The sequence below is a fragment of the Prevotella sp. MGM1 genome (genome assembly GCF_002933775.1).
In the GTDB taxonomy this organism is placed as follows: Bacteria; Bacteroidota; Bacteroidia; order Bacteroidales; family Bacteroidaceae; genus Prevotella.
The window spans coordinates 1-15,078 of record NZ_BEWV01000205.1; the positions used below are offsets into that span (position 1 = coordinate 1).

Sequence of the window (15,078 nt, forward strand, 5' to 3'; positions counted from 1 at the left end):
TGATACTGTATAATTCTACTTTCAAGGTTAGCAATATGTTGGGTTAACATTATATACGGGGGATAAAACGAAATGTGTAAAGTGGAAAATGTTGGCTTTGTATTGAAATGCGTTATAAATAAACGAGTTACGGGTGTTTGGTGCGATAGAGTAGGGGAGGGGTGTCAAAAACGAAACGTAACATTCGCTTTACATTGATGTTACATTCAAAGAACGTTTGAACGGTGTTTTACCAGGAAAATGTTACATGGCGGCTGAATGGTCGCCTTTTTCGTTGTAATTGGTTTCATGTGGTAGCTTGTGGGCCTTTTGTTTTAGCGTATTTTGATTTTATATTCTCTATTTTATTCCATATAGTTATTATTTGGTATATTTGCACCAAAAATATATAAGTTATGGCAAAGGTTATACATGTGCATCTGTTGAATAGGGGGCGTTATGAGCGTAAAGACTATTATTTTGCGAGTATCTCGGCTATATATACCGTTTTGACGGCTCAGGACGTTGGGGCAACAAAAGGGTATTTGTTACATGCAGGATTGTCTGGAAACGGCTCTGTGGCCACGAAATGCGCTATAATAAAGCAATCTACGCTTATACGTGGAACGAGGCGCACAGAGGGCAAATGAAGGCCTTTCAGACGGTATTTCAGTTATAAATAGGGTTGGGATGTTTGTGTGATGGCATGAGCACCCCTTTTTTCTGTCTAAAATGCGGTTAGGTGGACACTAAGGTGGACATTTAGGTGGACAAATAATGTGCTATAAAAACGAAATGTGTTGATTAGGTGGACATTTAGGTGGACACTTTTAACATAAAAATAAGTGGATAAATAGGGCGGATGGGTATAAAAAGGCTGAAAAACGGTGTTTTTAGTGGTTTTCGAGGGGCAAAATACACTAAAAACACCGTTTTCGAGGGGCTGATTTTATACGAAAGTGCCTAAATACAGGCGTTTACGAGAAATTACATGAATTTTGAACATACATTTCGTTTTATTCCAAACGAATGATGCCAATAACAAGGGCTACAGCATATATTTCCGAGTATGGTAATTCAAATGGGTCGTATTGCTCATTGTCAGATACGATTAGAATGTGCTGCTTGTCATGCCCTGGTTTGATGCGTTTAATGAGTGCCCCTTGAGCTGTGTCTAAGACATAGGGCTTATTCCATTGAAAGAAAAGACTTGCCATTGGTACACGTTGGCAAGCGACAATATCGCCAGAGATATATGTAGGTGTCATGCTATTACCTTTTACGGATATAAGAAAGTCCGCTCCATTAAACGCCGGCACGATATATCGTTCACACTCGTATTCAAGAACAGAATTCTCGCCAGTCAGTGCACCAGCCATAGCACTAAATGGAATGAGTGGGATACCATCATGGCTGTTGGTCGCTTGTTGGGCAATGGGGATGTTGCTATCTTTAATCATAGAACCTCTACCAGTTAAAAGCCATTCCGCTGATAACTGAGGATATAGGGTTAAAATCTTAACCAACATATCGCTTCCTGGTTGAGATGTCTTATTTTTACCCTTAAAATTGCTGGCTTCAATACCTGTGGTACTGTAGAAATCAATCTTTTTTATGTTGCTTCTATCCAAAAAAGCCATAATACGCTCTTTTATGGTTAAAGTTTTATCCATTATTCTTTGCAGGTTAAAATTTTATCCTTATCTTTGCAGCGTGTTCTAATTATGAACAGCGTTCAAAGGTACAAACATTTGGCGAGAATAAAGAATAAACATTAAAAAAGAATGATATGACACAGAAAGAATTTGAAGAACGGACACGGCGACTGATAGCAGTTGAAGAGTACTACTTGGTGGAAAATCTTTATATGGCTGCCGGTAATATGACCAAGGACGAGTTCTGCGAGGAGATGCGCAGAATGTGTGCATACGATGGTGCCAATGACCATATAGAGTTGCGCAAGTGCTTGAAGGAGATTGGACGGTATGTCGGTGCGAAAGATGTCGAACTCGGGTACTTGAAGAAGGCGATAACCAATAGGAATATGGAACTTGCCGAATTCCTTATCGGTAAAGCCTGTGCTTACGAGGACACGGACTTCTACAGTGAGGCCGTAAAACTCATCGGTCAGCGTGAGGTGACGCTTATGAAGTTGCGTATGGATCTTCCTCTTTGGAATGAGGACAAGGCATACCTCAAAGAAATTTTGGAGGACGATATACAAGGCAGAAAGATTGCCGGATAACTGACAGCCCGGAAAGACGGGCAGGGCGGTTAGTTCAGTTGGTAGAACAAACGGCGGTAACCAATCCGGCTGTATGGTCTGCGGTTCGAGTCCGCAACCGCCCACATAAACTATAAACCAGAGTGGTATGAAAAAGAAAATTGTTTTGGACCGTGGCAATGTCGCAAAGATAGCCAAAGTTATGAACTGCACTCCTGAGATGGTGAGCAAGTCAGTAAACTTCAAGAAGAACAGCCTGCTTGCCCGGAGGATACGTTATATTGCCAAAGAACAGTTCGGCGGTGTTGAAGTAGGAGAGTAGGGAGGTGCGGATTATGAAAAAGATTTTTAAGGAAGCCGTAAAAATGCTGGTAGCCGTGGTGCTTGGTCTGGTGTATATGTGGTTCGCACTGAGCTTCGCATGGAGTCTTGATGATATGTCCGTAGTTGAAAAGATTGCGGGTGTGGCATACGCCTTTTTGATGATGCCAATATACGAAGGTATAAAGAGACTGTTGAGGCTGTCATAAACAGGGAAAAGGATATGGAGTTTTACAAGAGAATACTGTGTGTAACCTTTGAGGAACTGACGGGAGGTGATAATCCGGTTATCACACCTCAGACCCTCATGAAGAATGTCCAGCGTGGCAATATCCAGTGTGCGCGCCAGGGCAAAGGTGAAGGCAACTATGCTCTTTATGTCTACTCCTCCCTCCCTGTGAAATACAAGATGAAGTTTGAGGCAAAATACGGCAAGCCTGAAGACGTGCTGAAAGCCCAGGAACTGAAAGACACCGTATGTATGGATGAGAAAGCCCGTGAGTTTTACGAGGCGTTTGAATATGATTTGAACGGTGTTCAAACGACGCTCACCGACAAGTTAAAGGAAGAGTATACAGTGAACGCGAGCGTGCTTGGCATGTTGTGGAACCGCATGAACGAACTGACCTCGACAAGCAACGCCCTCGGCAACGGCCGCCGCAGCGACCTTTGGGACATAGTGTTCGCACAAAGCGAGAAACTGCGTGAGGTGACCGGCCACACGCTGCCGAAAAACCTTGCACGACTGAAGGACAAAATGAACCGCTATAAGAAAGACGGGTATATGTCCGTCATCAGCGGCAAGGTGGGCAACAAGAACACCCTAAAGATAACCGAGGATGCCGGCCGCCGTCTGATAGCCCTGAAGCGCAGCCGTGTGCCGGTGCTGACGGACCGCCAGATATTCGACACCTTCAACAGTGAGGCGGAGGGTAGGGGATGGAAGCCCCTGAAAAGCGTGGCCGGAATGAAAGCCTGGCTTAACAGTGCCGCCATAGAGCCATTGTGGCATGATGCCGTTTACGGCGAGATGAGCGCACACCAGAAGTTCGACCGCCGGCACAAGACCCAACTTCCCACGATGCGTGACGCCCTGTGGTACGGTGACGGTACGAAACTGAACCTGTACTACCGTGACGAAGACGGCAATGTGCGCACTACGGGCGTGTATGAAGTGATAGACGCGGCTACGGAGGTGTTCCTCGGTTTCTGCATCAGCGACACGGAAGACTACGAGGCGCAGTATATGGCCTACCGTATGGCCATACAGGTGAGCGGCCACAAGCCATACGAGATTGTACACGACAACCAGGGTGGCCACAAGAGGGCCAATTCAAGCGGTATGCTGGACAAAATATGCCACATACACAGGACCACGGCTCCGTATAACGGTGCCTCGAAGACTATAGAGAGCGTGTTCGGACGCTTCCAGCAACAGGTGCTGCATAAGGACTGGCGTTTCACAGGCCAGAATATAACGGCCACGAAAGCCGGCAGTCGTCCGAACATGGAATTCATCGAGGCCAACAAGGACAAGCTATATACGCTGGACGAGTTGAAGGCCGCCTATCTGAAAGCCCGTACCGAATGGAACGAGATGGCGCATCCCGCCACAGGGGAATCCCGTATAATGATGTATGAGAACAGCGTAAACCCGGACACTCCGAAAGTGACGGTGTATGACATGATAGATATGTTCTGGGTGACCTGCAGCAGGATGAGTACCTTCACGAGCAGCGGCATAGAGATAACCGTGAAAGGGCAGAAGCGCGTATATGAGGTGATGAGTAGCCCCGGTGTTCCCGATATAGAGTGGCGACGGAAGCACACCTACCAGCGTTTCGTGGTGAAATACGACCCCTACGACTTTACGAGCATCCGCCTGTACTGGAAAGACAAGGCCGGCGGCCTCCGTTTCGAGCGGACAGCGGAACCCTACATTGTTATACATCGTGCCATACAGGAGCAGACGGAGGGCGAGGCCGCGTTTATACGGGCACAGCAGGCCGCCACGGAACAGAACCGCATAGAACGGCAGGTGGCAGCCAAGGAGATAGAATACGCCGAGGGGGTGGCACCGGAGCAGAACGGCCTTACCACACCAAAGCTGAAAGGCACACGGTCGGACGTGCAACGCCAGATAGACCGCCGTACGCGCAAATACAGCCGTGAGCCGGAAGAGTTGAGCCTTGGCCGTGTGACAAAGAAAGTAAGCCAGATGGACTGGATGGACACGGAAAACGACAGTACCGTGGTATTCCTGCCGAGGCGCGTGGAAAAGAAAGTAATGGACAATAAACTATAAAGAAATGGAACTGACAACAAAAGACAAAGAGCAGATATGCGCCCGTCTGAAGGCGTATGTGGACAAATACCCAAGCCAGAACAAGGCCGTGGGCAGTCTGAAAAGCACCAGTGCCGGAACGGTGAGCAATATTCTGAACGGCAAGTGGGAGAATATCAGCGAGGACATGTGGCGCAGGATAGCCGACCAAGTTGGCACCGTGGGTGGTGATGACGCCGGGTGGCAGATAGTGGAAACAGGCGCGTATCAGGAAATCACCTACGCCTTGGATGATGCCCAAAAGTATAAGAACGTGACATGGGTGGTCGGGGAAGCCGGCTGCGGCAAGACCACCACCGCCAAGATGTACGCTTCTGAACACCGGGAAGTGTTCTACCTCCAATGCTCAGAGGACATATACAAGGGCGAGTTCGTACGTGAGATAGCCCGTCTGGTGGGCATCCGTGGCGAGGGCTATACCGTCCGTGAACTGTGGAAGGCCATCCTTGACAACCTTATACAGATGGATGCCCCGCTGCTTGTGTTTGATGAGGCGGACAAACTGACCGAAAGCGTGTTCCACTACTTCATCAGCCTTTACAACAAGCTGGAGGACAAGTGCGGCGTGGTGTTCATGAGTACGGACTACATCAAGAAGCGTATCAGGAACGGCCTGCGCTGGGAAAAGGCAGGTTACAAGGAGTTTTACAGTCGTATCGGCCGCAAATACTTCGAACTGGAGGACACCACACCTAATGACGTGTATGCCATTTGTACGGCCAACGGCCTGTGTGACCGCAAGGACATCGACACGGTGATAAAGGATGCCGAAGCCTGCGACTTTGACTTGCGCCGTGTAAAAAAGAGCATACACAGGGTAAAGAGAATGAACGGGAAGTAACAATGGGAAGGGCATTGACAGTGAATGAGGTGTTGAACAGAAAGCGGCACACGTTTCCTTTTTCCGGAGCCTGGGCGGACGCATTCGGCCAGCCGGAACGTACCGGCGTATGGTTTGTGTGGGGCAACTCCGGCAACGGTAAGAGTAGCTTCGTGATGCAGCTCTGCAAGGAACTATGCAAGTATGACCGTGTGGTTTATGACAGCCTGGAGGAGGGCGACAGCATGACGATGCACCAGAGCCTGTTGCGTCATGGCATGAGTGATGTCGGTCGGCGTTTCAATCTGTTGGATGCCGAACCAATGGATGAACTGCAGGAGCGTCTGAGCCGCCGCAAGAGTTGGAACATAGCTATCATAGACTCCTTCCAATACACGCAAATGAGTTACCGTGACTATATCCGAATGAAGGAGCAGAACAGGGACAAACTGCTGATATTCGTCAGTCATGCCAAGGGACGTTCCCCACGCGGCAGCGCGGCCGAGAGCGTGATGTATGACGCCACGCTGAAGATATGGGTGGAGGGCTTCAAAGCGTTTAGCAAGGGACGGTTTATCGGTGAGACGGGAGAATACACTATTTGGCCGGAAGGGGCGGAGAAGTATTGGGGATTGGGTAATACGAATCATCAAGACAAATTATAAAACATATAATATGAGAAAGAAAGTATATATAGCAGGTAAGATTGGGAAAGAATTTCCCAGTGAAGCCACCTTTATAAAGTTTGAAAAAGCGGAAAGGCAACTTCTATCAAAAGGATATGAAACATTCAACCCGACTAACAGTAGTCTTGGAGCAACGGCTGATGCCCTTGCCAAGTTGAATGGCACAGACTTCTATCGGGAAATAATGTTACTCGATTTGCAGGAGCTTGCCAAGTGCGACGCTATCTGTATGCTCCCGGATTGGATTGAAAGTCCCGGTGCTGAAGTAGAGTTCCGTTTTGCGAAAGCAATAGGTTTGGAAATAATGTATAAGAACTACGACAAAGATGAGTAAGACAAGACAAATACTTGATTTGAGTAGCCCGACCATAAAGACCAGACATGAGCGTATTATCGGACTTGTGCAGCAATGCAATTATTGTTGTGGGAACGGATGGTTTTGGGGACTGGATGACAGCCGTGAAAGCATAAAAGTTCCGTGTCCTATTTGTGGCGGCACAGGTAAGGTGAGGCCAGAGATAACAGTAGATTGGAAACCCATAAATGAAAAGGTATGAGAGCGCATGATTTAACACAGGAACAGTTGGCATGGTTCAAAACTAACTTTAGCCATACCAAGAATCAGGAACTGGCGGATACGCTCAGCACTTCACCCCGCTCAGTTACACGGATAGCCCGTGAGTTGGGATTATGGAAGACCAAGGAGTTTGTGGTAGCCATGCAGCGCAATGCCTCGGAGTGCGGTGCAAGAGCCAATCGTGCAATGGGTGGCAATGCCGGGACTAAGAACCTTCTCCTTTATGGCAAGGCATACCGTTTCAAAGCCGGAGAAAGTCCTAAAGACCGCATGAGTGCAGAGGCATTTGACGACATGCACCGCCGTATAGGCGAGAGTCGCAAGGAAACATTCAGGAAGGAACGCCGTCGCGTGATGTTCGGATTAGAACAGAAGACAAGCCTCCGTGTGGTGAGATGTCCGAAAGAAAAAGTGAGCCTTCGCAATAATCTCCGGAAATACGGCTATGATATACCTCGTGGTTCCAATGAGGCTACTATAACAAGCAAGACCCGGCGTTCACTCAGTATGGAGGTGAAAGCAGAGAATATGGGGATTAGATTTTATACAGACGATGATACAGAAGAATGACATGGCACAGGAGGTAACCAATTTTGCCCGGTTTTATGGCATATTGAAAAAGAGTTATTCATTTGCTACCAAGGAGCTTGGCGAGGTGTTCAAGGAAGAAGTAGTGAGCCAGTTCTCCGGCGGACGTACTACTTCTCTCCGTGAGATGACAAAAAAGGAATATGACGAGATGTGCGACAAACTTGAAGGGTTCACCCCCGAATTGCTCCGTACCGTCCGCGATGAGCTTCGTCGGCACCGCAGCGTGTGTCTGAACCTTATGCAACGAATAGGCGTGGACACAACCGATTGGACAGCGATAAACAAATACTGTCGAAGTCCTAAAATAGCAGGTGTTGAGTTCCGTGAGCTGGATATTGACGACCTCGACCGTTTGTCGTTAAAACTTCGTATGATACTGAGAAAACAGAAAGATAAACATTAATAACCTTTTAATTTTACAATTATGGCAACAAAGAGACAAAAGAAAACAGTGATTACCGGAGTGACCCGTGAAGAGGCGGAACAGGCATTTGCCAGCTATGCAAAGTCTGACGCAAGTATTAACAAGATAAATGCGGACATTGACCTGCAATGCGCGAAAATCCGTGAGAAGTACCAGGATAAACTGGCGAGTCTGGCATGTGACCGCGAGTGTGCTTTTGACACATTGCAGGCATACGCCACAGAGAACCAGACGGAACTTTTCGCAAAGAAAAAGAGCCTCGATATGGCCCACGGTACAATAGGCTTCCGTACCGGGACACCGAAATTGAAGACGTTAAAAGGCTTCACATGGGCAAGTGCGCTGAACCTTGTCAAAGAGTTCCTGCCGGACTTTATCCGCAAGACTGAGGAAGTGGCAAAAGACAGGCTGCTTGCTGACCGCGATGTGGATGGCATGAACGAAAAAATGGCAAAATGCGGTATAGTGGTGGCGCAGGACGAAACATTCTACGTAGAGCCAAAGCAGGAGGAAAGTGTCTGAACTTTATGTTATAACGTGCTTTTGTTCAAAGTGTAAACAGAAAATGAGGCATCTGTAACGGGATGTCTCATTTTTTTGTAGTAATACGCAGAAAAACAGATACCTTTGCAGTATGTCACGCGGTAGGAACAAAGAACTAATATCTTCCAGGGACCTTAAAATGTTTGAGCGTTACTATTACTGGACGGAAATTCGTCGCTTGCGTTTTGATGATACCATCAAGAAACTGAGCGAGGAAGAGTTCTTTGTGTCCGAGAGCCGTGTGATGCAGATAATCCGCCGTATGATACAGAGCGGTGCCACCGTAGACGGCAAACACATAGAACGTCCCATGTTCACCGGCTTCAAGGTCACTTCAAAGGTTTCCCTACCGAAATCACAATCTTCTTCGGGGCAGCAGCTTTTATTGTTTCCTGAACAATGTCCTTGACGGAAACCGAGTACAGCATCTCGTAGACCTTGATGCCATGACTCCATGTGTAGAACTTTGATTTTTCCCTGATGAGTTCTCCGTCTTCTATCGGCCGGAAGCATTGCATTGAACGGTGCAGCCTGTCCACCATTTCCGACCGTTCCAGTATGGCCTCCATAGTCCCGGAACCATAGTGTGTGTCATCATAACAGTCTATGACGAGACGGACACCGATTTTCGCCTTTCCTTTCTGGCTTTTGCCCGCGAGGTTCTCCCAGTCCGTTTCCGGATTATCGATGAGAACACAAGGGAACGTGACAGGATACGTGTCCATGTCCACCTTGTCAATAGCCTCCAACTGTCCGTAATCCTCATCAACCAACGACAGTTCCGGCATTTCCTTCTTGATATGGTCAATGAGATGATAAAGCAATAATTCCATCTTTTATTCTTTGAATTGAATCGTTTATAATCCTGTTCACCTTGGTACGCAGTTCGGCGGAATCTCCCATGAACCTGCGTTGCGGTATTTTGGCGTGGACGGTGATGTTCTTTTTCTTTGTCAGGGCAAGACCTTTCCACTTGTCAGCCTCCGTTGGCAACTCTTTCGGCAGTTTGCCTTTTCCTTTGACACCGGCAAGCGAGTAGACCATGTGCCATGCGTATTTACGCATACGTTCGGTGATTGTCGGGTGTGTGGTAATCTCCCCACCGTCATTGTGTATGGCAGCATACGGTACAGGATTCTCTACTGTAACCGTTCCTGGACCGGTTGTCGCCTGTATGGAGCGCATGAGGTGGTCGCGCCTGGATGTGAGCGGCCCGTATTTGGAATCCGGTGAGTTGCCGTCCTGACGTCTGGTGCGTTTCCATGGGTGCAGTCCGTTGTCAAGCCATCCTCCGTCCCGGAAATTCTGTTTGAAGTGGTTTACAGTCACCACCCCGACCTTTCTCGGAAGTCGGTCGTTTACCTCCTTTACAATGTCGTCCTTTGCCTTTCTGACCAATTTTTCTATGTCTTTTGCCTCCATGACAGTAGTATTTTGTCCGTTTATGCTTGTTATTGAGAATAAATTGTTATCTTTGTGGCGGAGAAGTTCCTTGTCTATGCTGGATTGTAGTTCCAGCCGTGACTTGGGGCTTTTTCATTTTCTCAGCGATTTCAAGATATTGGCACTGTCTGAAATGCTGTAGAGGATAGTATTCCCGTCTGTGTATTCTTTCACAATAATCCAAGTTTTATCGCCCCGTATTGATGTCTCAAAGAGATGGATAGTAACATTCCCATCTGTTTTATCGTCTCCAGGTCCCAAGTACTTTGACTGTTTAAGAACGTCATCGATATATAGAAGCATCCTGTTTTTTTCTGCATAATGTATATGTGGCTGATTTGTCCACTCGTCTATGCTTCGTCTTGAGACCGCAATCTTTCCGTTAAAGTTGGGGTGTGAGAGGGAAGAACCCTGGAGCGTCTGCCTTGCCGCTTTCTTTATATCCTTTATTTCTCCTTTTTCAGTACCATACAGGCATCCGTCAATGAAGGGACAGTTGTAGCAGTCTTTCTGTCTGTTTGTAAACCACGCTTTCAGTCTGTTTCTGAATCCGCTTTTCCTGTAGGCGAAACATTGGCTGCACTTGTCCGGGAAATAGGGATGCCTGTCTGAGAACGTATGCCCGTCCTTTCCCGGATTATTCTCCAGTCCGCGATGCGGTGCTGCCGGTTCCAAATCATCGGGGCAGTTCACCGGCTCATCCGTTGCCTCAAGCGAGCATTTGCAGTTCCAGCGGTCCCCAGGATGATGTTCGTTCCAGAACGGGTCGTCAATGGGCAGCGTGAGTTTCATCTGCCAGTACCGGCGGTGTGAACTTTCCGGTTCCGGTGATGTCGTGGGCATCCATCTGAGGTTGGGCAGTATGTCCTTGTTGCGCTCGAACTCCCTCCAGTCTGCGGCCGCATGGGCGCGTATGACCGCCATATCATATTCCGTGCGCAGCCATGAGCCCACCTGATGGGAAGTTATGCCGGACACGTCATGCAGCCACTTGTCAAACGGCTTCAGGTTACCGTCCCCGTCAAGGAGCTTGGCGGCCATCTCCACGCCCATAGTATGGACCTTGAAAGCGGAGAAGACCTCATTTGAGTGCCGGAGTTCCCGGTAGAACATCGTGTCATGCGAGGGAGGTGTCTTGGCTTGTGCAAGACCCTCCACCGTACCCTCATTGATGACGCGCTGCACCTCATGCCATAAGGTCGCATCCACCTCTTTTGAAGTGTCAAAGCCGTTGTATACCTTGTGCATGAAAGCACTGAGCACGTCCGCATCGAACCGGACAGAAGCATTGTTTTGGATATGGTGGCCACAGTTGCAGTGATGGTCTCCGTAATAGAGCGTATCTATCAGAAGTCTGTGTCCGCCCCGGTAACCGGGGCTATTCCGAAAAAACTTCTCAAACTGTTTTTGAACGCTTTTTTATCACCGTTCAAATTCTCTTTTTCCGGCTTGTCCTCCTTGTCATTCATGCTCCGGCGTATGGCTTCCTTCTGTGCCAGGGCATCCGCTTTCTGCTTGTCGTAGTCCTTTGGCTTCTCCACTCCGAACGTCTCATAGAGCCAGTCATCATCCATCGGCAGCCCCATTCCCTGCAGTTTCTGTACGATGTCAATCTGTTGCGATGGAATGATTTTGTCTTTCTTGGCATATACGAACTCCCCGCCCTCGACATTATATCCGAGATTCGCGAAGATGGGGCGCATATTGTAGTTGAGGATGTCCAGGAGAAAGTCGCGGTCATCCACATTCATGTCGTCCTCCTCCTTCTTGTGGACCTCTCCAAGAGCCTGTGTGCCGGTTTCTTTCGCATCCGTGGTGAGCGTATTGCCAAGCACACGGATAGATATTTTGCTGTCCCAGTAGTCCGCGAAAGTCTTGTACAGGTCAGACGACCCGGTCTTGTTCCCGGCTTCTATCAGCGTGAGCTCACTGTCTTTTGGATGGATATACACCGCGTTCGTACCCTGCCGTCTTGCCTCTTGAATGAGCCGTTTTCGCGCCGTCTCGTCCCCAGCGTCGTATGTATATTCGCGGATGGGCATTCCGAAAATGTTGCAGAACTGCGCCCAGTCCGCCATGTCCCCGCGTTTGTAAAGCACGGCAGGCATCAGCTCGGCGAAAATGCCCAGTCCACGTTCCGTACCCACGAACAGGCAGTTCTCGAAGTCGTCTATGGGTATTCCGTCCTGGTCGTTCTGGAACTTGAGCAAAGTCTTCCGTACTGGGTCATAATGCTTGCGGTCGATGAGGTCGTACCTTATGTTGTTGTCCTCGTCCAAATAAAACTGTACCAGCGTGAAGCCCCAGAATTCCGACATGATAAGGTCTTTGCGAAGCTGCTTGAACCACGGCGAGCGTAACTGTGCATTGATGGTGTCGTCAGGTTCCCCGTTACGCTGGAACTCGATAGGCAGCCGTGTAACGCCGCGCAGCCTCTTGTCGAGCACTCCTGACAGGTGGAGGTCGAGCGTGGCAGACTCGTACATGTCGAACAGCCGTGTCCGGTTGGAATAGTCAATGCTTTTTGCCAGCGTGACCGAACTCATGTATGCTTTCATGTCGAAGAGGAATATCTCCGGCATCTGCAGCACCACATCCGGCAACCTCTGACCATTAGGAACACGCATTCCTCCCTGAACAATCTGCCGGGAATTTTTACTCTTTTTATTCTTGTCTTTTTTCATAGGAACAATGTTTATCTTAATGTCGGCCTTACATCGTCTGCCTGTATCTGCCACGGTGAATTATCGCTTAAATCCTCTTCCGGCAGCAATGGCGCACCATCTATTGTAATATCCCCCTTCATGACACCCTTGAGCCATTCCACCGCCCGGTCATATCTGTCCTGCCGTATTTTTGCAATCTTGTACGGGTTGTGCTGGCAGAATATGTGGTAGACGGTGATGTCGATGGCGAACATGAGGATGAGCGCATGGCGGTCATCCCCGGTTGCCGAGAAAATCGTGTTGCAGTCATACGTCTTGTTCATGTATGAGCGCATTTCCGCAACGGCCCTATCCTCGCATATCTCAATAATCTGTGGGTCGTATGACGCAGATTCTTTCCGCAGAAGAGAGTCAAGAATCTCCCTGTGTATAGTGGCATCATAGTCCTCTATGTTTATAAAGTTTGTCATGGTTACATCCTGTATATGTTATCTTCGTTAATCTCGTCGTATGATATGGTGAAAGTCGGTTCAAGTTCTGCCGTCTTCTCGTCTATGATGGTGGCACCACCCTCAATACAGTCCGGGCCGTCGGCGTTGTATGGCAGGTGCATCTCGAACAGCTTGAACTGGTTGATGAGTTCCTGCATGTGTGGATTGTCCCGTTCCTCCTCATTGAACACCCACGCGCCATTACGGTCAATCGGTTCCAGATGCGCTTCGATTCGCGTTGCCTTATCAGTCTTTTTGCGCTCGTCCCCCTTGATATAAAGCTCGCGCTTGCGTTTCTTGCATTCGTCCCGGAGCAGCGGTTTGAACACCTGGTTGAAGAACGGGTCCTGAAGCTTGTTGTTCTCCATGTAGAAATAGACATTCGTCTTGCTGCCTACATAATCCATCAGGTCGAAATACCAACTGATAAATACGGCGTTCAACTCACGCGCGAGGAAGCCCTTGATGATGTAATAGACACCTTTGTACTTACCGACCAGCCATAGACCTTTTGTGCTGCTTGCCTTTTTCTTTGAGTCTGAATATGCGGGGTCCCCGTAGGCTATGAGAAACTTGAACTTACGCAGCGGCGGCACTTTGCCGAACGGGAGGTTCTTGAAGATGTTTCCTTCCGAAACCGGATTGTTGAAATACTCCGCCTGTGCGTTCTTTGCGGAAATGTTGGAAAGCACTGTGTCAATCTGCTCTTCCGTGTTCTTCTGCGGCCATGTGCTGCATCCATTTTTGTCCCGTATGTTGACTATATCCCAATGTCTTGCCCTTTCCCCAGCACGTTTGATGCAGCAGTCCTTGGCGATGATATTTCCGCACCACAGCACCAGTGTAGGCTCCGATATGGAGCGGGTAGGGTAGAGTGCGCCTTCGAACCAGTCCCACTTCTTTTTCAGCGTTTCCGGATTGCGGCAGTCCTCGTCGGTGTCATAGTCATCAAGGTAGATGACATCCGGGCGCACTTCTTCGTTTCTCGCTCCACGTGGTGCGGAACCGGCACCCAACGCTACGAACTTCGCGCCGCATCGGGTCGTGAAATCCTTATCTGTCCATGCTCCGAGTGTGACCTGGTTACCGTAGAACTGGCGCAATCTCGGATTGCTCTCGAAGTTCAGCTTATACGGAGTAAGCAGCCGGATGGCAGATGCCTCGGTTGCCGATGCCAGGACTATAAACTTCTTACGCTTGGTAAGGGCAAGGTACATCAGAATGAACATGGCCACGGTGGACTTCGCCAACTCGCGGCTCCATGACAGGACCTCATACCATTCGTCATGCTCTATGACACGGCGTATCGCCTTGATATGGAATGGTGCGAACTCATACTTCGCGTATTTCGGGAAAAAGTATTTTATCCATGCGATAGGGTCTTTCTCCAGTTCCGTACGCTTCTTCTCAATGTCCCGTTTTGACATCCAGTCCTCTACGGGGACATCGGCGGCCAATGCCTTGTGATGCTCGCTCCATCTCTGGAGGGCTTTCTTGTCTTCAAGTGTCATCTCATCTGGTCTTTAATGAACGCGTCAAGCAGGTTGTTGAACTCCTTGGCCTTTTCCAAGTCAAGAGGACGCAGCCAGTTGGTGAAGCGTATGCCCACATCCACGATGTCGGCAATACCGACGTCCGTCTCAATCTTCTTGATGGCGGAAGCCAGTTTCGCGAGCGTGTCCGCCTCCGCGACGGTCGCGAAACGTTTGCCTTCCTCGCGACTGTTGATATTGTTGTTTATCTCTATAATCTGCCGGTTCAGTCCGGAGAGTATCTGTGCCGGCGTGATGGTGATGGACGCTTTCAGTTCATCCCATGCCCCGTCCTTAATCCATCTGGAAACGGTCTGCCGTGTGGTACCCACCTTGTCGGCAATCTCCTCCTGCGTATAGTTGCCGTTGAGGAAAAGCGACTTTGCGATGTCTTTCTTGTCGATGCTCTGTTTGCCCATAATAATTCAATAATCGTG

The 15,078-nt window shown here is 48.8% G+C and carries 21 protein-coding genes and 1 tRNA gene; 14 read left to right on the top strand and 8 right to left on the bottom strand.

Annotated features, from left to right (window positions below):
- The first annotated feature begins 395 nt into the window (after positions 1–395).
- A complete protein-coding gene (locus MoGM_RS09295) occupies positions 396–629 on the top strand; it encodes a hypothetical protein (protein WP_104369808.1) in 234 nt (77 codons plus the stop codon).
- A gap of 366 nt (positions 630–995) precedes the next feature.
- Here MoGM_RS09295 and MoGM_RS09300 read toward each other — a convergent pair whose 3' ends face one another.
- The gene (locus MoGM_RS09300) at positions 996–1,652 is read right to left on the bottom strand and encodes a S24 family peptidase (protein WP_233210242.1); all 657 of its coding nucleotides are present in this window, start codon (positions 1,650–1,652) and stop codon (positions 996–998) included.
- Positions 1,653–1,768: 116 nt separating this feature from the next.
- Here MoGM_RS09300 and MoGM_RS09305 point away from each other — a divergent pair, with 116 nt between their 5' ends.
- The 13 genes from MoGM_RS09305 (at position 1,769) to MoGM_RS12815 (ending at position 8,918) form a co-directional block, all read left to right on the top strand.
- Complete coding sequence (locus MoGM_RS09305; protein WP_104369809.1) at positions 1,769–2,224, top strand: hypothetical protein; 456 nt, start codon at positions 1,769–1,771, stop codon at positions 2,222–2,224.
- A gap of 23 nt (positions 2,225–2,247) precedes the next feature.
- Positions 2,248–2,328, top strand: a tRNA-Tyr gene (locus MoGM_RS09310).
- A gap of 23 nt (positions 2,329–2,351) precedes the next feature.
- Positions 2,352–2,525 (top strand): ArsR family transcriptional regulator, encoded by a 174-nt coding sequence (locus MoGM_RS09315; protein ID WP_104369810.1) that lies wholly within the window; start codon positions 2,352–2,354, stop codon positions 2,523–2,525.
- Between the two features lie 13 nt (positions 2,526–2,538).
- Positions 2,539–2,733, top strand: coding sequence for a hypothetical protein (locus tag MoGM_RS09320; protein ID WP_104369811.1), 195 nt, complete (start codon positions 2,539–2,541; stop codon positions 2,731–2,733).
- Between the two features lie 14 nt (positions 2,734–2,747).
- Entirely contained in the window at positions 2,748–4,829 is a 2,082-nt protein-coding gene (locus MoGM_RS09325) for a kinase (protein ID WP_104369812.1), read from the top strand.
- Positions 4,830–4,833: 4 nt separating this feature from the next.
- On the top strand, positions 4,834–5,709 hold the full coding sequence (locus MoGM_RS09330) for an ATP-binding protein (RefSeq protein WP_104369813.1): 876 nt from the start codon (positions 4,834–4,836) through the stop codon (positions 5,707–5,709).
- Between the two features lie 2 nt (positions 5,710–5,711).
- Positions 5,712–6,353, top strand: coding sequence for a hypothetical protein (locus MoGM_RS09335; protein ID WP_104369814.1), 642 nt, complete (start codon positions 5,712–5,714; stop codon positions 6,351–6,353).
- 10 nt (positions 6,354–6,363) lie between these two features.
- On the top strand, positions 6,364–6,708 hold the full coding sequence (locus MoGM_RS09340; protein ID WP_104369815.1) for a DUF4406 domain-containing protein: 345 nt from the start codon (positions 6,364–6,366) through the stop codon (positions 6,706–6,708).
- Positions 6,701–6,931 carry a hypothetical protein gene (locus MoGM_RS09345; RefSeq protein ID WP_104369816.1) on the top strand — a complete coding sequence of 77 codons (231 nt, stop codon included), beginning with the start codon at positions 6,701–6,703 and terminating at the stop codon, positions 6,929–6,931. The genes MoGM_RS09340 and MoGM_RS09345 overlap by 8 nt, the downstream gene beginning before the upstream one ends.
- Positions 6,928–7,521 (top strand): RpiR family transcriptional regulator, encoded by a 594-nt coding sequence (locus MoGM_RS09350; RefSeq protein ID WP_104369817.1) that lies wholly within the window; start codon positions 6,928–6,930, stop codon positions 7,519–7,521. The genes MoGM_RS09345 and MoGM_RS09350 overlap by 4 nt, the downstream gene beginning before the upstream one ends.
- A complete protein-coding gene (locus MoGM_RS09355; protein ID WP_104369818.1) occupies positions 7,505–7,945 on the top strand; it encodes a hypothetical protein in 441 nt (146 codons plus the stop codon). Before MoGM_RS09350 ends, MoGM_RS09355 begins: the two co-directional genes overlap by 17 nt.
- Positions 7,946–7,966: 21 nt before the next feature.
- Positions 7,967–8,488 (top strand): host-nuclease inhibitor Gam family protein, encoded by a 522-nt coding sequence (locus MoGM_RS09360; protein ID WP_104369819.1) that lies wholly within the window; start codon positions 7,967–7,969, stop codon positions 8,486–8,488.
- A 112-nt stretch (positions 8,489–8,600) separates the two neighbouring features.
- On the top strand, positions 8,601–8,918 hold the full coding sequence (locus MoGM_RS12815; protein WP_146078715.1) for a transposase: 318 nt from the start codon (positions 8,601–8,603) through the stop codon (positions 8,916–8,918).
- Here MoGM_RS12815 and MoGM_RS09365 read toward each other — a convergent pair.
- From MoGM_RS09365 to MoGM_RS09395, 7 genes are all read right to left on the bottom strand, one after another.
- The gene (locus tag MoGM_RS09365; RefSeq protein ID WP_199181781.1) at positions 8,839–9,342 is read right to left on the bottom strand and encodes a hypothetical protein; all 504 of its coding nucleotides are present in this window, start codon (positions 9,340–9,342) and stop codon (positions 8,839–8,841) included. The genes MoGM_RS12815 and MoGM_RS09365 overlap by 80 nt on opposite strands.
- A complete protein-coding gene (locus tag MoGM_RS09370) occupies positions 9,314–9,931 on the bottom strand; it encodes a phage virion morphogenesis protein (RefSeq protein ID WP_104369820.1) in 618 nt (205 codons plus the stop codon). The genes MoGM_RS09365 and MoGM_RS09370 overlap by 29 nt, the downstream gene beginning before the upstream one ends.
- A 114-nt stretch (positions 9,932–10,045) precedes the next feature.
- Positions 10,046–11,215, bottom strand: a complete 1,170-nt coding sequence (locus tag MoGM_RS09375) for a phage minor head protein (protein ID WP_158249594.1) — start codon at positions 11,213–11,215, stop codon at positions 10,046–10,048.
- 83 nt (positions 11,216–11,298) lie between these two features.
- Positions 11,299–12,636: a DUF935 family protein gene (locus MoGM_RS09380; protein ID WP_104369822.1), complete on the bottom strand. Its 1,338-nt coding sequence runs from the start codon at positions 12,634–12,636 to the stop codon at positions 11,299–11,301.
- An 11-nt stretch (positions 12,637–12,647) separates the two neighbouring features.
- On the bottom strand, positions 12,648–13,088 hold the full coding sequence (locus tag MoGM_RS09385; RefSeq protein ID WP_104369823.1) for a phage protein Gp36 family protein: 441 nt from the start codon (positions 13,086–13,088) through the stop codon (positions 12,648–12,650).
- A gap of 2 nt (positions 13,089–13,090) precedes the next feature.
- Positions 13,091–14,620 carry a hypothetical protein gene (locus MoGM_RS09390; protein WP_104369824.1) on the bottom strand — a complete coding sequence of 510 codons (1,530 nt, stop codon included), beginning with the start codon at positions 14,618–14,620 and terminating at the stop codon, positions 13,091–13,093.
- The gene (locus tag MoGM_RS09395; RefSeq protein ID WP_104369825.1) at positions 14,617–15,060 is read right to left on the bottom strand and encodes a helix-turn-helix domain-containing protein; all 444 of its coding nucleotides are present in this window, start codon (positions 15,058–15,060) and stop codon (positions 14,617–14,619) included. Before MoGM_RS09395 ends, MoGM_RS09390 begins: the two co-directional genes overlap by 4 nt.
- Positions 15,061–15,078: the final 18 nt, after the last annotated feature.